Source organism: Nocardia sp. CA-119907 (assembly GCF_050955995.1).
Lineage (GTDB): Bacteria > Actinomycetota > Actinomycetes > Mycobacteriales > Mycobacteriaceae > Nocardia.
Map to the genome: position 1 here is coordinate 9359499 of NZ_CP192091.1, position 20371 is coordinate 9379869.

General features: G+C 67.0%; 15 protein-coding genes. 8 read left to right on the forward strand and 7 right to left on the reverse strand.

What is annotated here, in order from left to right; all coding sequences use genetic code 11:
- The first annotated feature begins 46 nt into the window (after window positions 1–46).
- A complete protein-coding gene (prcB, locus tag ACQP2D_RS42025; RefSeq protein WP_433681434.1) occupies window positions 47–847 on the forward strand; it encodes a proteasome subunit beta in 801 nt (266 codons plus the stop codon).
- A gap of 93 nt (window positions 848–940) precedes the next feature.
- Here the strand turns inward: prcB and ACQP2D_RS42030 are convergent, their stop codons facing one another.
- A complete protein-coding gene (locus ACQP2D_RS42030; protein ID WP_433681435.1) occupies window positions 941–2257 on the reverse strand; it encodes an acetyl-CoA C-acetyltransferase in 1317 nt (438 codons plus the stop codon).
- Window positions 2258–2504: 247 nt separating this feature from the next.
- Between ACQP2D_RS42030 and ACQP2D_RS42035 the strand changes: the two genes are divergently transcribed.
- Together ACQP2D_RS42035 and ACQP2D_RS42040 are read left to right on the forward strand one after the other, a co-directional pair.
- A complete protein-coding gene (locus ACQP2D_RS42035; RefSeq protein WP_433681436.1) occupies window positions 2505–3863 on the forward strand; it encodes a 3-oxoacyl-ACP reductase in 1359 nt (452 codons plus the stop codon).
- Window positions 3860–4726: a MaoC/PaaZ C-terminal domain-containing protein gene (locus ACQP2D_RS42040; RefSeq protein ID WP_433681437.1), complete on the forward strand. Its 867-nt coding sequence runs from the start codon at window positions 3860–3862 to the stop codon at window positions 4724–4726. Before ACQP2D_RS42035 ends, ACQP2D_RS42040 begins: the two co-directional genes overlap by 4 nt.
- Window positions 4727–4860: 134 nt before the next feature.
- Here the strand turns inward: ACQP2D_RS42040 and ACQP2D_RS42045 are convergent, their stop codons facing one another.
- The 4 genes from ACQP2D_RS42045 to ACQP2D_RS42060 form a co-directional block, all read right to left on the reverse strand.
- A complete protein-coding gene (locus tag ACQP2D_RS42045) occupies window positions 4861–6003 on the reverse strand; it encodes a DUF5685 family protein (protein ID WP_433681438.1) in 1143 nt (380 codons plus the stop codon).
- A 540-nt stretch (window positions 6004–6543) separates the two neighbouring features.
- Window positions 6544–7143: a TetR/AcrR family transcriptional regulator gene (locus ACQP2D_RS42050; protein ID WP_433681439.1), complete on the reverse strand. Its 600-nt coding sequence runs from the start codon at window positions 7141–7143 to the stop codon at window positions 6544–6546.
- A 487-nt stretch (window positions 7144–7630) separates the two neighbouring features.
- Window positions 7631–8803 carry a glycoside hydrolase family 3 N-terminal domain-containing protein gene (locus tag ACQP2D_RS42055; protein ID WP_433681440.1) on the reverse strand — a complete coding sequence of 391 codons (1173 nt, stop codon included), beginning with the start codon at window positions 8801–8803 and terminating at the stop codon, window positions 7631–7633.
- 37 nt (window positions 8804–8840) lie between these two features.
- Window positions 8841–10181, reverse strand: coding sequence for an ADP-ribosylglycohydrolase family protein (locus tag ACQP2D_RS42060; RefSeq protein ID WP_433681441.1), 1341 nt, complete (start codon window positions 10179–10181; stop codon window positions 8841–8843).
- A 94-nt stretch (window positions 10182–10275) separates the two neighbouring features.
- Between ACQP2D_RS42060 and ACQP2D_RS42065 the strand changes: the two genes are divergently transcribed.
- The 4 genes from ACQP2D_RS42065 (at window position 10276) to ACQP2D_RS42080 (ending at window position 16733) form a co-directional block, all read left to right on the forward strand.
- Window positions 10276–10755, forward strand: coding sequence for a universal stress protein (locus ACQP2D_RS42065; protein ID WP_433681442.1), 480 nt, complete (start codon window positions 10276–10278; stop codon window positions 10753–10755).
- A 57-nt stretch (window positions 10756–10812) separates the two neighbouring features.
- On the forward strand, window positions 10813–11907 hold the full coding sequence (locus ACQP2D_RS42070) for an isochorismate synthase (protein ID WP_433681443.1): 1095 nt from the start codon (window positions 10813–10815) through the stop codon (window positions 11905–11907).
- 102 nt (window positions 11908–12009) lie between these two features.
- Window positions 12010–12177: a DUF2613 domain-containing protein gene (locus tag ACQP2D_RS42075; protein WP_354956594.1), complete on the forward strand. Its 168-nt coding sequence runs from the start codon at window positions 12010–12012 to the stop codon at window positions 12175–12177.
- A 92-nt stretch (window positions 12178–12269) separates the two neighbouring features.
- A complete protein-coding gene (locus ACQP2D_RS42080; protein ID WP_433681444.1) occupies window positions 12270–16733 on the forward strand; it encodes an alpha-(1->3)-arabinofuranosyltransferase in 4464 nt (1487 codons plus the stop codon).
- A 571-nt stretch (window positions 16734–17304) separates the two neighbouring features.
- Here ACQP2D_RS42080 and ACQP2D_RS42085 read toward each other — a convergent pair.
- Window positions 17305–18501, reverse strand: a complete 1197-nt coding sequence (locus tag ACQP2D_RS42085) for an acyltransferase family protein (RefSeq protein WP_433681445.1) — start codon at window positions 18499–18501, stop codon at window positions 17305–17307.
- 228 nt (window positions 18502–18729) lie between these two features.
- On the opposite strand from ACQP2D_RS42085, the gene ACQP2D_RS42090 reads away from it, so the two are divergent.
- A complete protein-coding gene (locus ACQP2D_RS42090; RefSeq protein WP_433681446.1) occupies window positions 18730–19839 on the forward strand; it encodes a DUF3068 domain-containing protein in 1110 nt (369 codons plus the stop codon).
- 78 nt (window positions 19840–19917) lie between these two features.
- Here the strand turns inward: ACQP2D_RS42090 and ACQP2D_RS42095 are convergent, their stop codons facing one another.
- Window positions 19918–20283, reverse strand: coding sequence for a VOC family protein (locus ACQP2D_RS42095; RefSeq protein ID WP_433681447.1), 366 nt, complete (start codon window positions 20281–20283; stop codon window positions 19918–19920).
- Between the last annotated feature and the right edge of the window lie 88 nt (window positions 20284–20371).

The window sequence follows — 20371 nt, forward strand, 5'->3', positions numbered from 1 at the left end:
TTCGGTGCACTGACACCCGCGGTGGGAAGTCGTTACGGTGGAAGATATGGAGTTCGCGACGTCTTCCTTCTCCGAGAGCCTGCGCCGGTATGCCCCAGAACTCTTGCCCAGCAGCCATTTCGGCAATGCCAAGGTGAACGGCCAGGACATCGCGCCACACGGCACCACGATTGTGGCGGTCACCTACCGCGGCGGTGTGCTGCTCGCCGGCGATCGGCGCGGCACCATGGGAAATCTGCTGGCCAGCCGGGATATGGAGAAGGTCTTCATCACCGACACCTATTCGGCGGCGGGTTTCGCGGGCACGGTGGGCATGGCCATCGAGATGATCCGGCTGTTCGCCGTCGAACTCGAACACTACGAGAAGATCGAGGGTGTCGGGCTGACATTCGAGGGCAAGGCGAACAAGCTGTCGAAGATGGTGCGCGACAATCTGCCTGCCGCACTGCAGGATATGGCGGTGGTCCCGGTCCTGGTCGGCTACGACCTGAGCGCCACCGATCCGGAGAAGGTCGGACGAATCTTCTCCTACGATGTCGTCGGCGGGCGCAGCGAGGAGCGGTTCGGCTACACCGCGGTGGGCTCCGGTTCACTGTTCGCGAAGTCCTCGCTGAAGAAGACCTACAGCCGCGGTATCGATGAGGACGAGGCGCTGCGGATCACCGTCGAATCGCTCTTCGACGCCGCCGAGGACGACACCGCCACCGGCGGGCCGGATCTCACCCGGGGCATCTATCCGACCGTGGTCGTCATCAATTCCGATGGCGCCGTGGAGGTTCCCGCGGACCGGCTCGCCGAGGTCACCCGCGGACTGGTCGACAAGCGCGCCACAATGGCGCGCGATTGATCGCATTGCGCTGAAAAGACTGCGGGTGGTAGTCGGTCGAGGGGAACGACCGAATACCACCCGCGGTCAGTTGTTTTCGCGCTCGGCGCGAGGTCAGCGCTCCAGGATCGCGACGACGCCCTGGCCGCCAGCGGCACAGATGGAGATCAGTACGCGGCCGGATCCCTTCTCCGCCAGCATCTTCGCCGCGGAGGCGACGATGCGGCCGCCGGTCGCGGCGAACGGGTGGCCCGCGGCGAGCGAGGAGCCGTTGACATTGAGCTTGCTGCGATCGATCGAACCGAGCGCGCCGTCGAGGCCGAGGCGCTCCTTGCAGTACTGATCCGACTCCCACGCCTGCAGGGTGGCGAGCACGACCGAGGCGAAGGCCTCGTGGATCTCGTAATAGTCGAAGTCCTGCAGGGTCAGGCCGTTTCGGGCCAGCATGCGCGGCACCGCGTAGGTCGGCGCCATCAGCAGCCCGTCCGGGCCGTGGATGTAATCGACGGCGGCGACCTCGGAGTCGACCAGATGCGCGAGCACCGGCAGGTTGTGCTCGGCGGCCCATTCGTCGCTGGACAGCAGGACCGCGGAGGCGCCGTCGGTGAGCGGGGTGGAGTTACCGGCGGTCATGGTGGCATCGCCCGCCTTGACGCCGAAGACCGGCTTCAGGGTGGCCAGCTTCTCGATGGTCGAGCCGGGACGCAGGTTGTCATCGCGGGTCAGGCCGAGGAACGGGGTGATCAGGTCGTCGAAGAAGCCACGGTCGTAGGCGGCGGCCATATTCTTGTGCGACAAGTAGGCCAATTCGTCCTGGGCCTCGCGCGCAATGCCGAATTCCTTGGCGGTAATGGCGGCATGCTCACCCATGGACAGGCCGGTGCGCGGTTCGGCATTGCGCGGGATTTCGATGCCGAGCATGCCGGGGCGCAGTTGGCCGACCAGCTTGAGGCGGTCCTTGGTGGTCTTGGCGCGGTTCGCGTCGAGCATCCACTCGCGCATGCCCTCGCTGACCCCGATGGGGGCATCGGACGTGGTGTCGGTGCCACCACCGATACCGGCTTCGATGCGTCCGGCAGCGATCGCGTCACCGACGGTGACGATCGCCTGCAGGCCGGTGCCGCAGGCCAATTGGAGGTCGTGGGCCGGGGTGTACGGGGACAGCTTGCTGCCGAGCACGCTCTCGCGGACCATGCCGTGCTCGCCGACGCGCTTGAGCACCGCGCCGCCGACGACCATGCCGAGGCGTTCGCCCTGCAGGCCGAACCGGCTGACCAGACCGTCCAGCGCGGCGGTGAACATGTCCTGGTTCGAGGCGTGGGCATAGGCCTTATCGGAGCGGGCGAACGGAATCCGGTTGCCGCCCACGATGGCGATCGGGCGCGGGGCCTTCTTTGCCGTGCTCTTCGCTGAACGGGCTTTGGTTGTCACTCGAGTCTCCAAGGTCTCGTCGGGTGCCCGGTGGGCCGTTCGGCACGGAAGTGTCCGCGCAGATCGGCGCCCCGTCGCGGTTGGTTTACTTTAAACTTACTCTGGAGTAAGTTTATTGTCGACACCGTACCCCCGGAAGTCTGCGTAAATTCGCGCCGGGGCATGTAGTGAGCGAGCAGACCATTCGGTAGCGCAGCCACCGGCGAGCCGAAACCACGACACACGAGACACAGAAAAGGGAGAAACAGTGGCAGCCAGCAAGAGCAAGGGTGCTCCCAACCTCTACGGATCGTTCGTACACTCCGCTCCGGGTCAATTCCTGGCGAGCAGGCTCGGGTTGCCGCAACCGGAGAATCTGCGCCGCTACCAGGCCGGTGAGCCGCCGCTGCCCGGTCCGGTACTGCTCGGCGGCAAGGGTCGGGTCGCCGAACCCGTGCGCACCCTGCTGTCGGACTACACCTTCGCCGACGCGCCCGCCGCCGGGCAGAAGTACGGCGCGCTGGTGTTCGACGCGACCGGCGTCGGCTCGATCGAGGACCTGTCGCAGCTGTTCGAATTCTTCCAGCCCGCCATGCGCAGCGTTGCCGCATCCGGTCGCATCGTGGTCATCGGCACCACGCCCGAGCTGACCGCGAGCGTCGACGAGCAGATCGCCCAGCGCGCGCTCGAGGGCTTCACCCGCAGCGTCGCCAAGGAACTGCTGCGCGGCGCCACCGCCCAGCTGGTGTACCTGCACCCGGAGGCGTCCGCGACCGCGTCCGGACTGGAATCCACACTGCGCTTCCTGCTTTCGGCCAAGTCGGCATTCGTCGACGGTCAGGTCATCCGGGTCGGCTCGGCCGACGCGGTGGCCCCGGCCGCCTGGGACAAGCCGCTCGACGGCAAGGTCGCCGTGGTCACCGGTGCCGCGCGCGGCATCGGCGCGACCATCGCCGAGGTATTCGCCCGTGACGGCGCGACCGTGATCGTCGCCGATATCCCGGCCGCCGGTGAGGCCCTTTCGGCCACCGCGAACAAGGTCGGCGGCACCGCGCTCGCACTCGATGTGACCGCGTCGGACGCCGCGGAGAAGTTGGCCGAATTCGCCACCGAGCGCTTCGGCGGCATCGACATCATCGTGCACAACGCCGGTATCACCCGCGACAAGCTGCTCGCCAATATGGACGAGGGCCGCTGGAAGTCCGTCATCAACGTGAATCTCGCCGCACCGCACCGCATTACCGAGGGCCTGGTGGCGCGTGGCGCGCTGAAGGAGGGCGGTCGCGTGATCGACGTTTCCTCCATCGCGGGCATCGCGGGCAACCGCGGCCAGACCAACTACGGCGCCTCCAAGGCCGGTGTCATCGGCATGGTCGATGCCGAGGCGCCGAAGCTGGCCGAGAAGGGCATCACCATCAACGCCGTCGCGCCCGGCTTCATCGAAACCGCCATGACCGCGGCCATTCCGCTGACCACCCGTGAGGCGGGTCGTCTGATGAGCTCGCTGCTGCAGGGCGGGCAGACCGTCGACGTTGCCGAGACCATCGCCTACTTCGCCAGCCCGGCGTCGAATGCGGTGAGCGGCAATGTGGTTCGGGTCTGCGGGCAGAGCCTGATCGGAGCATGATGACGGAAATGATCACGCTCACCGAACCTCCCAAGAACAGCAGCCTGTTCGTCAAGGCCGCGCTGGGTGCGGTACCGGTGCCACTGATCTCGGCGCGCAAGTCGACCGTGCCCGATCGCGTCGTGCGGCTGGACGGGGTGCGGGTGGATCCGGATCACCTGGCCGCGTACTGCCGGGCAACCGGGCTGCGGTTCAGTGATTCGCTGCCGCTGACCTACCCGTTCATCCTCAGCTTCCCGCTGGCGATGCAACTGGTTGTGGCGCGGGACTTTCCGTTCGTCGCGGTGGGTGCGGTGCACGCGCAGAACCTGATCGAGCGCACTCGCGAGATCTCGGTGAGCGAGCCGCTGGACTTCAAGACTCACATCGAGAACCTGCGTGAGCACCCGAAGGGGCTGCTCGTGGACGCGATCACCGAGGTGAACGTCGGCCGGGAACTGGTGTGGCGTCAGGTCACCACCTTCCTGCACCAGCAGCGCACCTCGCTCTCGGGTGAGAAGGCAGAGCCGAAGCCGGAAGAGGTTCCGCCGCCGCCGATGCGGACCATCCGGGTCGATCAGAAGACGATCACCCGGTACGCGGCCGCCTCCGGTGACCACAATCCGATCCACACCTCGGCTCTGGGCGCCAAGGCATTCGGATTCCCGAAGGCGATCGCACATGGCATGTGGTCGGCCGCGAATATTCTCGCCAATGTCGAGGGGCGTATCCCGGAAAAGGCGACCTACACGGTCAAATTCGGCAAGCCGATTCTGCTGCCGTCCACGGTGAACGTATACGCCGACAAGGCCGAAGGTGGTTGGGATCTGGCATTGCTGCACCCGCAGAAGGGCTACCCGCATCTGACGGCCACCCTGCGCTGAATTCGATCGCTCGCGGAGCCGCATCCGATTTCGGGTGCGGCTCCGCGCGTTTCACGATGCTCGAATTGCGACGGAATCGGCCTCGATGCGCGACGGCTGCGGGGCAGTATTCGTGTTCTCTCCGGCGGGAGTGATCAGCAGTCGCAGCCGCAATCGCAGCAGCAGTCGCCGCAGTCGCATCCGCAGTCACAGCAATCGCAGCAATCGCCGCAGTCGCAGTTCTTGATCCAGGCGTCCTTGCGTTGGCCGTTGCAGGGGTTGGTGTGGTCGGCACAGCAGGCGTAGCCGGTGCAGTAGACACCCAAGACCAGTGCGAGGGCCTCGCCGAGGCCGGGGCGGCGGACCGGCGGGCGCTTCTCGAAGTCCGGCGGTGGGGCCGGGTATTGCGCGGTGGGTGTGTGGCGGGACACGGTGCAGGCGTGGACGGTGGCACCGATGCCGCGTCCGACTCGGCGGACCAATGCGTGTAGTGGGTCGAGCAACATCCAGCGGATGGTGGGGATCTGGTCCAGTTGGGCCTCGGCGACCGCCTCGCGCAGGTGCGAATCGGATTGCCGCAGCAGGTCGTAGGCCTCCGGCATGGTGGTGCCGGTGGCGGCGAGTGGGTTGAAGCGACCGCGCGTCTGATCCTCATCGAAGTCCTGGACCGCGTCGGCGAGGTGCGCGATGCGGCCGAAATGCCTACCGGCCTCGCGCAATGCGGTGATGTTCGCCGGACGATCGGCCAACACCGCGGTGTGGGCGAACAGTTCCGCGGCGCAGATCTGCGTCGGTGCGGTCAGGTCGTCGAGAGAGACCGTGGGAGTCAGAGTTTCGAGATGCGCCTGCGAATCGATGGCGACGACAAGCGGTTCCACATCCAGCCCGATCAACGCTGCCTGCGATCGTGCGCGGTCCGCCCAGCGGCTGGACACCTTCGTCATCGGACGGCGGGTGAGTGCGGAGCTGTCACCGTCATCGACGTGATCGCGAATCTTGGCCGAGCCCAACAACAGTGACGCCGTGGCCGCCAGCAGTACACCCGGCGAATCCGCCGCCGCCACCTCGGCCCGGCGCATCCCCCGCAGCGCACACGGCCCCGCCGTGGTCCGCGCCATCGGACTCGACAGCTGTGCCTCGGTCAGCACACTCAGCACAATCGCATCGGTATTGGTCGCCGCCCGCGCCAACTGCCCATGCCCATCCCGCAGCCCCAAACACAGCCCGCACATATGAGTGCGCCACTCCGCCGCATCAATCCCATACTTCTCGGCCCCATGCGAACACGGCCGCAACATCCCGAACAATTCCGCCCCGTTCCCCGACCACTCCGCCGGTCCATACCTTTGACCACCCGCACTCTCGCAGCCCACCAACACAGCCGCAAGCCGAGCCACCCCCGCACCGACCTGTCCATCCCCGACCGGCCACCACCACGCGAGCCACCCGCAACCAGCAGCCCCGCACCCCAATAGGACACACGCGTCTGGCTGACAGACTGCTTTGCGCCCAACCGAACACGCCGCACCGAATACTGTGCACCACACCGCCATTTGCCAGACCTCGGACGACGGGCCCCGTGAACAACTCGACGAGCGCGCGGCGTCGATCCGCCGCCGCCGGACAGTGCCCACGATGGTGAACGCATTGCCCCATGGACCCGCTTCGGGCCAACCGGTCGCATTCCCCCTTGTGGCATGCGAGACCGCACCAAGCCAGATCGTCGAGGAGGTCTACCGCCCCGGCCACCTCGATCCGCCCACTGGCTACGCGGCCAGCGATTACCGCACCGAGCCCCGGCGGCTAGTCTGCACCGTCCCCGCCAGCACCAGCGGGTGCTACTCGGCCTTCTTGCGGCCTGCGAGACCGCGCCAGGCCAGGTCGTCGAGGAGGTCTACGGCCTCGGATACCTCGATGCGGCCGCTGGCTACTCGGTCGGCGATTGCTTCGCCCGCGCCGATTACGGCTACCGCGACCACGTCGAAGTTGGTGCCGGGTTCGGCGTGCTTTGCACTGGATTCGAGGAGTTTGGCGGTGAGTTCGATGACCCGTTCGCGGGCATTCTCGATTTCCGAGGCGAAGGCTTGCTGGCCGATTGCCTGGCGGTAGAGGACCTGCCAGGAGTGGCGGTTGCGGTCGACGAAGCCGAGGAAACCCTCGAGGGCCGTGCGGACCTGCTCATGTGGGGACAGCTGGGGGTTGCCCGCCGGTGCCACCGATTCGATGAAGCGCAGTCCCTCCCGCTGGATGCAGGCACGGAACAATTCGTCCTTGGAGCCGTAGTAGAGGTACAACATCGGCTTGGAGATTTTCGCCTCGGCGGCGATCGCGTCCATCGACGTGTCGTGGAACCCCTTACGCGAGAACACCTCGACCGCGGCGTCGAGCATCTGCTGCTCACGAACCGCGCGAGGAAGTCGCTTCGTCCCGCCCGCCATTCACTCTCCTACCATGGTGAAGCTTTTATATTACTCCAAGGTAAGTTCGGCGGGTCGGATTGCGCGTTCGCAACTTCACCACGCTGGGCGACGCTGAGCTCCTTCCTTCGGACCGCGATGTCCTTGGATTTGCTGACACAGCTGTTCAACCGTCCAGCAGAGCGATACTACGGGCACCCGCCGACAACACGGCTGTACAACATACGACGACGGCCGCAGCGACTGCTTGCCGGTCGCTCAAAAGGGGCGGCAGCGGCTACTTGCTGGCCACTGGAAAGGCAGCAGCGATGCTTGCAGGTCACCTGGAAAGGCACCAGCGACTGCTTGCAGGTCACCCGGACAGGGCAACAGCGACTGCTTGCAGGTCACCCGGAAAGGGCAACAGCAACTACTCGCAGGTCACCCGGACAGGGCAACAGCAACTGCTCGCAGGCCACCCGAAAGGGTCAGCAGCGCCTTGCTTGGAGTGGAGCTCCAAAAGACCAGCTCAGCAGGTCTGCAAAGCACCCTTGTACCGCGCCATCCGCAGCACCGACTCGTCGACCCGAGCCGTGCTCAGCCGACCACTCGACACCGCCTGCTCCAACCGGTCCAGCACCTGAGGCACCGCATCGGTGGTGATCCAGAGCGCGTTGTCCGCACCGGCGACCAGCGCGGCCTCGACGGCATCCTCGATGCTCATCCGGCTGGTGATGGCGGCCATACCGCCGAGGTCATCGGTGAAGATCGGGCCCTGGAACGGCGCGGCGCCATAGCCGGTGCCGTCGCGCAGCAGCGACATGGCCTGCGGGCTGATGCTGGCGGGCACATCGGGGGTGGTCAGGCCGGGTACGTCGAGGTGGCCGACCATGACGGCGGCGCCGGAATCGACGAGATTGCGGAACGGAACCAGGTCGACATTCTGCAGCTCGGCCAGCGCCGGGGTGCGCACGGCGCCGGTATGCGAATCGCCCGATCCAGAACCGTGCCCCGGGAAGTGCTTCATGACCGTGCCGACGCCGACCTCTTTCATGGCGCGGATGTAGGCGTTGGCGTATTCGGTGACCACCGCGGGGTCGTCGGAGAAGGAACGGTCACCGATTACCGAATCGTCGGGCTGGCTGCTCACATCGACATCGGGTGCGAAGTCCACCGTCACGCCCAGATCCTTCAGTGCCCGGCCGCGGGTCACGGTGGCGTCGTGGAACTGCTCGGCGGTCATGGTCTGGACGGTCGCCCGCGCCGATGGCGCCGGACCGATCAGGTCCTTGGCCCGGGAGACGCGGCCGCCCTCCTCATCGATGGTCACCATCAGCGGCACCTTGGCCACCGCCTTGACCTGGTCGATCAGCCCATTGCCCAGCAGTGACCTATCGGTCCAGCCGCCCACGAAAATGCCGCCGACCTGCGAGGTGCGCACCACATTGGTGGCATCGTCGGCGCCGGTGACACCGACCGTCAGGAGCTGCCCCAGCTTCTCGCGCAACGTGAGTTTCGCGAGGAAGTCGGCATCACAGCCGCGCTTCACCGGGGTCGTGGCGGGTGTGGTGGCGCCCGTCGCAGCCCCGGTCGTGGCGCCGGGGGTCGCTGATTGCGACGGCGCGGAGCTGGAGTCGCCGCCGGAGCAGCCGGTCGCGACGGCGGCGAGGATTGCGAGCATGACGAGAGGCGTCTTTCGCATGTGTCCACGGTAATCGGCGCGTTCGGATCGGTCCGACTCAGGTAGTGCTAGCGGCGAGTCGCCGAGTCCTGCGGGCCAGGTCGGAGATGCGGCTGCCGTCGTAGCCGAAGACCGCACTGTGCAGCCGGTCGTGAAACGGGTCGGTCCAGTGGGCCGGGATCGCGGTCCCGGCGAGGATTCCGGCGACCGAGCCCGCGGTGGCGCCGTTGGAGTCGGTATCGCAACCGCCTTGCACGGTGAGTCCGATCGTGCGGGTGAAATCGCCTGCGCCCCAGAGTAATCCGGCGGTGACGAGGCAGGCGTTCGGAATGGCGTGCACCCAGTTGTAGTGGTCGTGGCGGCGGTGGATGGCCGCGACGGCCTGCTCCCAGGACATGCCGCCTTCCCGGTCCGCGATGACCTGCGCGACCGCGGCGGACAACCTCGAACCTTCCGGAACGCACTGTTGGGCAAGGGAAAGCGCGGACGCTATGCCGTCGGCGGTGAAAGCGGCAGCGACCAGCGCGGCCGCCCACATCGCCGCGTAGACACCGTTGCCGGCATGCGAGAGTCCGGCGTCGCGCGCGGCGAGTGCGGCAGCGCGAACCGGATCACCCGGATTGATATAGCCGAAGATATCGGCGCGAATCATCGCACCGATCCACTCGCGATAAGGATTTCGATACCGAGCCACTCGCGGCGGGGCGAGGCCGTCGATCAGATTGCGATAGGCGACCCGCTCCGCGGTGTAGGTCTGCAGGAACGGCAGATGCTCGAGCCACGCGTCCGCGACATCGGACCGGGTGAAATTCTTTCCACACGTTTCCAATAGGTGCAGTCCGAGCACGGTGTAATCGATATCGTCATCGCGCGGAGCGCCGTCGATACGCCCCTGCACCGATACCGGCCAGCTCGGATTCAGCGGATACTCCGTCAACGGCGGCAATAATGCGGGCACATAGTCGGTCAGCGGATAGGCGCGGGCGCGTTCGAGATAGCCGCGTATTCGCGCGGGCGTCCAGACGAAACCATTCTCCAGCGGTTTACCGAGCGTGCAGCCCACACATCGCCCGAGCCAGCCGCCGTGAATCCGTTCGAACAACTCGGCATCGGATAAATCCGAGGCCACCGACTCGAATGGTTGCGGCGCAGTCGGTTCGGGCAGATCCGACTCGTCATAGCCCCAACCGGGATCGCGCTCGGCGGTTTCGAGCCGGTCGAATAGCGTCCAGCACGCCGCAGGGTCGGCATGCTCGGCGGTGACGAGCATGCGCACATCCAACTCGAACTCGGCCACCAGATAGCCCGATTCGAGCCGCTGCCGCCATTCGTAATACAGCAGTGTCCGCGGCTCGATCTCATGCCTGCCGAAGAAGACCAGTTCGTTCGCATTGAACATATGCGCAGATTATCCGCGCGCGGCAACACCTCGGGGCACGCTTGTCCGGAGTAATGTTGTGGCGTAGCCATGTGACTCCCATCAGGAGGTCATCGTGCCGTGCGATCTAATGCTCATTGCCTATGACGGCTCCGAGAATGCCAAGCGGGCCATCGAATACGCAGGTCGGTTCCTGTCGGCGAATAGAGCCGTGGTGCTCACCGCGTGGGAACCGATGGTGCGCCAGGCCGCTCGGCTGTCCGGACTCTCGGGTGTGATGCAGCCGGAGTGGGTCCCTGATGAGGAGATCGAGGACATCGCCTACGTCGACGCGCGCCATATCAATACCGAGGGCGTCCGCCTCGCCAAACTCGCCGGGCTCAATGCCGAGGCGCGCACCGCCGAATGCACTTCCACGATCTGGAACGCCATTGTCGAAGCCGCCGACGACTTGGACGTCGACATCATCGTGGCGGGCACCCGCGGCGCCACCGGCATTCGCGCCCTGATGCACAGCAGCGTTGCCGACGCCGTGCTCAAGCATTGTCACCGTCCGGTGCTCATGGTGCCGCCCGGCAGGGAGCCGCGCCGCTGAGATTTGGGTCGCTCGGGTAGCTTCGCGCGGGGTTTGCGGGGTTAGGGTCGAGGGATCATGAACGGATTCTTGCTCGCCCAGCCCGGTGGGGTGGTCCGCGCCTCGGGGACCCGGGTCGCCTTCGACGAGGTGGCGCGGGCAGTGGCGGCGCTACGGGACGGGGCCGCGGAGCTGATCGTCGGGGCATTGCCGTTCGATCCGCGGAATCCGGCCGCGCTGAGCGTGCCCGAGCAGGCGCAGCGCACCGTCGGTCCGTGGCGGCCCGCGGCGCTGCCCGAACTGCCCGCCGTTCGGGTCATCACCGAAATACCCAGTCCGGCCGAACATGTCGCGCGGGTGACGAAACTGGTCGAGCAATTGCAGGATCCGGTGCAGCCGCTGCGCAAAGTCGTCGCCGCCAGATCGGTACTGGCCGAAGCCGATACAGCGCTGGACCCGGAGCTGGTCGCGGGGTATCTGTTGACCAGGCATCCACACGCGAATGTGTTCGCGGTCGATCTGACCGCCGCGGGTCGCCCCGGTGCGACGCTGGTCGGCGCCACCCCGGAGGTGTTGGTCGCGCGGCACGGCGCGACCGTCACGCTACATCCGCTCGCCGGCACGCTGCCGCGCCTGGCCGATCCGGAGGCCGATGCCGCGCAGGCGCGAGAGTTGTTGTCCAGCACCAAAAATCGCGATGAGCACGCCTTCGTCATCGAATGGATCCGGGAGGTGCTCGCGCCCGTCTGCGCGGAACTGACCATCCCGGACAGCCCGCAACTGCTCAATACCCACGAGGTCTGGCATCTGGCCAGCCCGATCACCGGCCGCCTGCGCGATCCCGCGACAACCGCACTCGACCTGGCCATCCGGCTGCACCCCACCCCCGCGGTCTGCGGCACGCCGACCGATCTCGCGCTCGACACGATCGCCCATATAGAAGAGGAACGCGGCTTCTACGGTGGCGCGGTCGGCTGGTGCGACGCGCACGGCGACGGGGAATGGGTGGTCGCGATCCGAAGTGCGGAACTATCCGCCGACGGTCGCTCGATCCGCGCCTTCGCGGGCGGCGGGATCGTGGCCGCCTCGGATCCGCATGCCGAACTGGACGAGACCACCGCGAAGCTGCGCACCCTGCTGGGCAGTCTGCACTGCGCGATTCCGAGCGACTGAGATCATTCGATTCGGCTATAGGTGGGCTGAACGTAGGCGATCGGGCGCCGTCCTGCTAGGTTGGCCCAGAATGTGCCTGCATCGATGTATTGGAGTGCCGCGATGAAGTTTGCTGTCCCTGGTGTTGCGAGTGCGGTCGCTGGCGCCGTTCTGGGCGCGGTCGCGGTGTTCGTCATCACGATGGCGGTACAGCAGAACACGCGGCCGAATATCGAGCGCTCCGACTCCAACTCCTCGCTACTCAACAATGTTGAGTACGGCAGCCGCTGATCCACAGCGGTTCGGACGACCGTCGCGGAGGCGGTAGTACGGCGCGTCGGCTCGACGGTTCCCCGCTCGGCAGGCGCTGGTTCGTCGGGACCGTGGTCGCGGCGTTCCTGCTCACTTTTCTGCAGGCGCCCGGCCTGACGGTCGCCGACACCAAATACGATCTCGCGCAGAATCCGCTCGGTTTCCTCGAACGCGCCGCCCATCTGTGGAGCAGTCAGGCTCCCATGGGGCAGGTGCAGAACCAGGCCTACGGATACTTCTTTCCGCACGGCGCATTCTTCTCGGCCGGGCATGTGCTCGGCCTGCCCGCCTGGGTGACCCAGCGGATCTGGTGGGCATTGCTGCTGCTCGCCGGGTTCTGGGGCATTGTCCGGCTCTGTGAAGCGCTCGGCGTCGGCAGTCGCGGGTCCCGGGTGGTGGCCGCGACCGCGTTCGCGCTCTCACCGCGGGTGCTGACCACGCTCGGGTCGATCTCCTCGGAGACGCTGCCGATGGTGCTCGCGCCATGGGTGTTGCTCGCGCCCGCCGCATTGGGCACCGCCTATCGCACGCACAAGCGCGGCGGTGCGGCCTCGCCCGCGGGCAGTGCGCTGGCGCTGGCACTCATGGGCGCGGTGAATGCGGTGGCGACGGTCGCGGCGTTCCTGCCCGCACTGCTGTGGTGGGCGTCGTATCGGCCGAACCGGCGCTGGTGGCGATTCACCCGGGCCTGGATTCCGCTGCTGGTGCTGGCCACGTTCTGGTGGGCGGTGCCGTTGCTCGTGCTCGGCAAGGTCAGCCCGCCGTTCCTGGACTACATCGAATCCTCGGGGGTGACCACGCAGTGGGCGTCCCTGGGTGAGGTGCTGCGCGGCACCGACAGTTGGACACCGTTCGTCTCACCGGAGCGCATCGCGGGCGCGGTGCTGGTGACCCAGCCCGCGGCGGTGCTGGCCACCGGACTGCTCGCGGCGGCGGGTATGGCCGGATTGGCGATGCGGTCCATGCCGTATCGGGGGCGGCTCGCGCTGATCCTGCTGGTCGGATTGGTCGGGATCTGTGCCGGATATGTCGGTGAGCTGAGTGGGCCGTTCGCGGATTCGGTGCGAGTATTCCTGGATTCCGGCGGCGCGCCGCTGCGCAATGTGCACAAGCTGGAGCCGCTGATCCGAATTCCGCTGGTGCTCGGCCTGGCCCAGCTGCTGACCAAGGTGCCATTGCCCGCGTCGGTCCCGATGCCGATGTGGCGCGGCGCCTTCGCCCATCCCGAACGGGATAGGTCGGTCGCGGTCGCCGCTTTGATCCTCACCGCGCTCGCGCTGTCCACCTCATTGGCCTGGACCGGGAAACTGGCGCCGCGCGGTGCGTACGACGAGGTGCCCGGGTATTGGCAGCAGACCGCGCAGTGGTTGTCCGACCATGCCTCCGACACCCGGGCCCTGGTGGTGCCCGGCGCGCCCTTCGGCAGCCAGGTGTGGGGGCTGACCCGTGATGAGCCGCTGCAGGCGCTGGCGAGTACACCGTGGGCGATCCGCGACGCGGTGCCGCTGAATCCGCCGGGCACCATCCGCGCGATGGATTCGGTGCAGCGGTTGATCGCCGACGGCAGGCCGTCGAGCGGTCTCGCGGCGACGCTGACCGAGCAGGGCATCGGAATCCTGGTGTTGCGCAATGATCTCGATCCGGAGACCGCACGGTCGACCCGGCCGATGCTGGCGCATCAGGCGATCGACAGTTCGCCCGGATTGCACAAGGTCGCCGAATTCGGTAACCCGATCGAGACGGCCGTCATCTCCGATGATCTGGTCGCCGACGGCGATCTGCGGCCCGCCTATCCGGCGGTCGAGATATACCGGGTCGAGGCACGGTCACCGGGCACGCCCGTCGAAATACACAGCGGCACCGGCGCGCCGACGTCGTTCCCTGGCGCCTACACGGTGCCGCTGGCCTCGGTTGGAACGGTTCAGGGCGGCCCCGAGGTGCTCGAACGGCTGCATCGTGATGGCGATACCGCGCCGAAGCTGCTCGCATCCGATGCGGCCGCCGCCGGACTGCCGACCGGGCCGTTGACCGTCACGGATACGCCGATGGCGCGGGAGGCCGATTTCGGCAAGGTGGACAACCACAATTCGGCGCTGCGCGCACCGGACGATGCGCGCCGCACCCATAATCTGGTGCCCGACTATCCCGTCCCCGGTGCGGAGTTGGTCCGCGGGGAATGGTCCGGCGCGACGATCACCGCGTCGAGTTCGGCCGCCGACGCCACCCAGTTGGGCGGATCCGCGCCGGGCAGCTCGACCGCCGCGGTCGTCGACGGCGATCCGTCGACCGCGTGGATCAGCAATGGCGCCGAACACGCACTGGGGCAATGGCTTCGGCTCGATCTCGACCATCCGATCAGCACCGGACTGCTGCAACTGACCACCAGCGCGGCGGCCATCGGCGACCCGGTGAAATGGGTCGAGGTACGCACCGCGCACGGCAGTGTCTCGGCCCGGATTCCCGAACCCGGTGCGCCGGTGTCGATTTCCCTGCCCGCAGGGCAGACCGACTGGCTCAGCATTACCGCCATCCGTACCGAAGACGGCACGCGGGGCGGACAATTCGGCATCAGCGAGCTGACCCTGGACGATTACACCGTCCGCACCGCGCCGGTCCGGGTCGATATCCGGCATCGGACCGTGCTGCCGCCTACCCCGGCGGGCGCGCAGGTGCATGCCTGGGATCTCGGACAGGAATTCCCTGGTCGCAGTGCTTGTTTCGATGCACCGGACCGGGTGCGGTGCAGTAAGGGACTCGCGCTTGCGCCGGAGGAGCCCGGTGCGTTCGAGCGCACACTGTCGGTGCCGGAGCCGATGACCGTCACGCCGGAGTTGACGGTGCGAACTCGACAGGGTCCCGAACTGGAGGCGCTGCTCACCGACCGCGCGCGTCCCGTGGCGCGCGGCAAGGCCGATGTCGGTGACCTGCGCGGATCGGCCTTCGCGGCAACCGATGGGGATCCGCGGACGAGTTGGACGGCGCCGGAGAATTCGGTGCGGAACCTGGCAGGCGGCAAACCGACACTCGAGCTGGAACTGCCCGAGCCCGCTGTGGTGACGGGCCTGGAACTGACACCGTCACTCGGTGAACTGCCCGCCGCACCGCTCGCGGTGGCGATCAACCTCGGCAATGGCCCCCAGGTTCGCGAACTCGATCCGGGCAAACCGACTCGAATCTCATTGCAGCCCACGGTGACCGATCGCATCGAACTGAGCATCCAGAGTTGGCGGCCGGTACTCGATCGCACCGCGCTGGGTTTCGCCGTCACACAGCCGCCCGGGCTCGCCGAGGTGTCGGTGCTCGGACCGGAGTATCCCGCGCCCGCCGGACCGGATCGATTGATCACCACCCCCTGCGCACAGGGGCCGACGATCGCGCTCGGCGGACGGTTCGTACATACCACCGTTACGGCGACCGCTGGTGAATTGCGTTCCGGTGCACCGGTTTCCGCGCGGGTGTGCGCGAATTCGGAACTACCTCCCGATCTCGCCTCTGACTCTGACTCTGACGAGATCGTGGTGCCCGCCGGGCGAGCCGATGTGACGGTGGCGCCGACCTCACTCTTCTTCGTCGACCGACTTCGCCTGAACCGCACCGATTCCGCCCCCGCCGGTATCGGGCCATCCGATCACGCGAAACAGCTGCTGGCCCTGCCACTCAGCACCAATGTCGGATGGCGGGCCACCGCCGCCGACGGCAGTGCACTCGAACCGATCGTGGTCAACGGCTGGCAACAGGGCTGGCTGCTACCGGACGCGGAATCGACCCCATCCGGCCCCATCACCGTGTCCTTCCCCATCGACCGCTGGTACCGCCTCAGCATCTTCGGCGGCCTGCTGCTACTGATCCCGCTGATCCTGCTCGCCATCCCCCGAACCCGCCGGACCCCGACGGCCATCGGCTCGGCCCCGAGTTCCCGCACGAGCGCAGCCGCCACTCGAAATCCAACCGGCGCACCCAGCCGCGCCGATTCGCGCGTTGTCGACTCCGATGCGGACGCAGCCCAACCCAACGCGAACGCAGCGGCCCCCCACGCGAACATTCCCGACCCCAACTCGAACACTGGCGACTCCGATGCCGATGCAGCCAACCCCCATCCGGACGCAGCCCAACCCAACGCGAACGCAGCGGCCCCCCACGCGAACGTTCCCGCCCCCACCCCAAACGCAGTTGACTCCGGTGCGGCCACAGCCGGCCAGACTGCGGACAGCGAGCCGCCCCCGACCACATGGGGCAACCGCATCCTCGGCGCGATCGGAATCGGCGCTGTCGCGACGGTTATCGCCGGACCGGTCGGCACCGCGCTCACCGCAATCGTGCTCGCCGCGACTCGATTCACCACACGGATAACGTCGAAAGTCCTTGCCACCGTTGCCGGCCTCGGCACCGCCACCGCCGCGGCAGCCCTCTCCACCGGCCCATGGCGCGCCGCAGGCGGATACATGGGCGGCTCCCTGTGGGTCCAACTACCCGCACTACTGGCCGTAATCGCCGTCGGCGTCGCCGCACTCCCGGCACGGCGCGAAGACCCTTAACGCGTCGAAAGTCCATGCTGCCGTTGCTGGCCTCGGCACCGCTTCCGCAGCGCTGTCCACCGGACCGTGGCGGCTGCAGGCGGATACATGGGCAGCTCGTTGTGGGTCCAACTGGCCGTAATCGCCGTCGATCCCGCCACGGCGCAAAGACCGTTAGCGGACACGGAATACTCTCCCGGCACTGCTAGCGTCGGATGTGTGACGGCGTGCGTGGAGTGCGGATTCGACTACGAAGCCGCGTTGGTTCCCGAGGTGTCGGCGCTGGCCAGGGTGCACGCGGCGGAGTACGCGACACTGCTCGGTCAGGATGAACAGCGACTTCGACGGCGACCAGCACCAGCGGTGTGGTCACCGTTGGAATATGCGTGCCATGTGCGGGATGTCCTACTCGCACAACGGGAACGCGTGCTGCTCGCCCGCCGCGCCGACGCACCAGCGCTCGAGCCGATGGGTCGCGACGAACGCGTCGAACACGATGGCTACAACGACCAGGGCCTGGGGTGGGCGGGGTTGACTGGGGAGTTCTCGGATCGAGGGCGGCTGCTGGGGCTCGCTAACCAGCGCCGACCAGCTATGCGGCAGGGGTGTGGCTCGTGGATGCGGTTGCGGCTGCTTCTTTTGTGCGGTCGCGGGTGCGGGTGAAGCGGCGGGCTGGTTCTTCTATCAGGGCGTAGCTGGCGGCGGCGATCGGGAGGGTTAGGGCGATGGTCAGGATCAGGACCTCGGTGAAATCGCCGCTGAACGGGAGGATTCCGAAGACCGGGAAGACCACCGACAGGACTGCGAGGTGCCAGAGGAAGATGCCGTAGGACCAGCGGCCGATGGTGGCGGCGGGCGAGGATTCCAGCCAGCGGTGCGGGCGGGCGCCGGGCGGGCGCAGTACCAGTGGGGCGAGCAGTGCGAATCCGATGATCGCGCCGAAGCCCATCTTGGCCGCGTACTGCCACGGCTCGGCGCGGGTCAGGCCTGCGGGGCCGCCCAGGTCGGTGGCGGAGAGCAGGAAGGCGATGAGTGCGATGGTCCACATCAGCGGTTGATTGGCGAGGAACCGCAGCCGCGGTGATAGCTGATCCCTATTGTCGATCAGCTCGGCCAGCAACATGCCCACCGCGAACCACGGCAGATATCCGGGCAGCCAATTATCGGCGTGGATGGCGTCGGGCGTCGGTACCGGAATGAAATTCCAACTCAGGCTGATCACCGCGAGCGCGAGGATCGCGGGTATGCGCCAGCGGGCGGCGTCGCCACGCAGCCGCACCACCGCGAAGGCCAGCAGTGGCAGCACCAGATAGAACGCCACCTCGACGGACAGGCTCCACATCTGGGTGAGTCCATCGGTCAGCGTCAGTGGCACGAAGACCTGCGTCAAGGCCAGATTCGAAACCCATACGCGCAGGCCAGCGGTGTCGGCCGCACTCGGCACCAAGATCAGCACCGCGGCCACCACAACCCAATACGCGGGCAGAATGCGCGCCGCTCGGTGCCGCAGGTAGTAGCCGACCGAGGGCGCGGTCCCCAGCCCGCGCGCCTTCGCGGCATGCGGACGCCACAGCAGGAAACCCGACAGCGCGAAGAACACCGCGACCGCCATATCGAACCGTTCCCAGATCCGCCCCAGCACCGGCGCATTCGCGGCGCCGGTCTGGAACGCGACGTGGGTCAGCAGCACACCCAGCGCGGCCATGCCACGCATACCTTCCAGGGCGGGCACGAAACCGCGCGTCCGAGCGGGCGCGGCAGTGGTCGACGTGGGCAGGGTGGCGGTCATCGACCTCCAGTCTGCCGGTCCGTTCGAGCGACCTGCAAGCAATCACACCTACCAGCTGGTAACCCGACGTTTCAGATTTCGCGTTAGACTCGGGCGATTTCTGGGTCGATTCCGGCCTCGGCACCGCATGGTACGACAACGGACTGTTAGTGTCGGGGCTCACGAGTGCCGCGGCACGCCCGCAGTACTCGCCGCACAGACCCGTGTTCTATGACGAGGAGAGTTTGCATGGCACTGAGTGCCGGAACCAGAAGGACGGTGGCCTGCCTGCTCGTGGGTCTGGGTGCGTTGTTGATCGTCGCCGCGGTGATGATCCCGACCTACACCGTCAGCAGACTGGCGAAGACTCCCCTCGATCTCGAGATCACCACAATCGCGACGAACCAGCCGGGCGAGGACAGCCTGGTCCTGGACTCCAAGTCGCTCACCGCCCCCGAGGGCGCGGCCAAGATCGACACCAATGTGCCGCTGGTCTCGCAGCGGTTCCTCACCGTCGAGGACCCCTCCGACGCCACCGAGATGACCGTCCAGGCCGGTCAGACGCTGCGGCGCATCGATAAGCAGGGCGACACCGGCCTGCTGACCGCGACCATCGACCGGGTCACCATCGACCGCAAGTCCGGCGAGCCGGTGGCCAAGAACCCCAACGGCTCCATTGCCGTCACGGTGAACAAGGACCTACAGAGCATCGCCGACCCGGTGCAGCACACCGGCCTGCAGTACCGCTTCCCGATCGGCACCGAGAAGAAGACCTACCCGTACTTCGATCTCAACGTGCGCAAGACCTTCGACGCCAAGTTCATCGAAGAGACCGAGATCAACAACACGAAGGTCTACCACTTCCAGATGTCGGTCCCGGCGACCAACCTGTGGGACGTGATCCAGGCACCGACCAACCGGCTGAGCCTGCCCGCCGCGAAGTGGGGCCTCGAGGGTGACGAGCCGGTCACGATGACCCGCTTCTACACCAACACCCGCGACCTGTGGGTCGAGCCGCAGACCGGCACCGTGGTCAAGGGCGGTGAGCAGCTGCACCTGTACTACTCGCGCAGCGCCGACCACCCCGACGTCACCGCGCTGAAATCGCACCTCGTCTTCGATGAGAACACCATCGAATCGCAGCTCTCGGTGGCCAAGGAGAACATCGACAAGCTGTCGCTGTACGGCCGGATCATGCCGATCGTGCTCGGCGTGCTCGGTGTCGCCGCCCTGGTCGGCGGTCTGATCCTGGGGATCCGCGGTGGATCCGCCGGTGCTGGCGTCGGTCGGCGCGGCGGTCCGGTCCGGGGCGGGGATGACGCTCCGACCCAGCAGATCAGGATCCAGAAGAATCTCTGACAGCAGTTCCGATACTCGGCTCCCCGGCGTTATGCCTGGGAGCCGAGTTCGTTTCGGGGCGGTTCGATTCGCGTGCGGTCAGGTCGCGGACGGACCCGAGGAATATGCGACGGGATGCGACGGCTGGTACAGCAGCATCGACCCCGCGCCCGGGATCCTCATATCGATGCAGCGCCCGAAGCTCCGCTCCGCGACGTCGCCCTCGAATCGCGCTCCACGCCCGGCCAATTCGGCCATGGTCTGCTCGATGTCATCGCACATCAGCGAAATCTCGTGATGCGGCGGCCCCTCGGCGGGATGCACCCCGAGTTCGCTCGGCCCGGTACCGAAAATCAGCCACCCACCGTGGGCGTCCACATTCGGCCAACCGAGAACGTCGCGGAAGAACGCGCGAGCCGCATCCGGATCCTCCGCATAGACCAGTGTGTGCACAGCGGTGATCATGCTGGTGATCGTAGGCGAGCTGATGCGGTCCCGCGGGTGATCGCGAGTCGGTGCGCTCGGGTGGGTGGTCGTAAGCGGGCCGGTGCGC

Coding starts and splice junctions, on each gene's coding strand:
- ACQP2D_RS42040 (WP_433681437.1), top strand. CDS start 3,860: ATGATGACGGAAATGATCACGCTCACCGAACCTCCCAAGAACAGCAGC.
- ACQP2D_RS42055 (WP_433681440.1), bottom strand. CDS start 8,803: ATGCGAAAGACGCCTCTCGTCATGCTCGCAATCCTCGCCGCCGTCGCG.
- ACQP2D_RS42075 (WP_354956594.1), top strand. CDS start 12,010: ATGAAGTTTGCTGTCCCTGGTGTTGCGAGTGCGGTCGCTGGCGCCGTT.
- ACQP2D_RS42050 (WP_433681439.1), bottom strand. CDS start 7,143: ATGGCGGGCGGGACGAAGCGACTTCCTCGCGCGGTTCGTGAGCAGCAG.
- ACQP2D_RS42045 (WP_433681438.1), bottom strand. CDS start 6,003: ATGTTGCGGCCGTGTTCGCATGGGGCCGAGAAGTATGGGATTGATGCG.
- prcB (WP_433681434.1), top strand. CDS start 47: ATGGAGTTCGCGACGTCTTCCTTCTCCGAGAGCCTGCGCCGGTATGCC.
- ACQP2D_RS42085 (WP_433681445.1), bottom strand. CDS start 18,501: ATGACCGCCACCCTGCCCACGTCGACCACTGCCGCGCCCGCTCGGACG.
- ACQP2D_RS42070 (WP_433681443.1), top strand. CDS start 10,813: ATGAACGGATTCTTGCTCGCCCAGCCCGGTGGGGTGGTCCGCGCCTCG.
- ACQP2D_RS42090 (WP_433681446.1), top strand. CDS start 18,730: ATGGCACTGAGTGCCGGAACCAGAAGGACGGTGGCCTGCCTGCTCGTG.
- ACQP2D_RS42060 (WP_433681441.1), bottom strand. CDS start 10,181: ATGTTCAATGCGAACGAACTGGTCTTCTTCGGCAGGCATGAGATCGAG.
- ACQP2D_RS42095 (WP_433681447.1), bottom strand. CDS start 20,283: ATGATCACCGCTGTGCACACACTGGTCTATGCGGAGGATCCGGATGCG.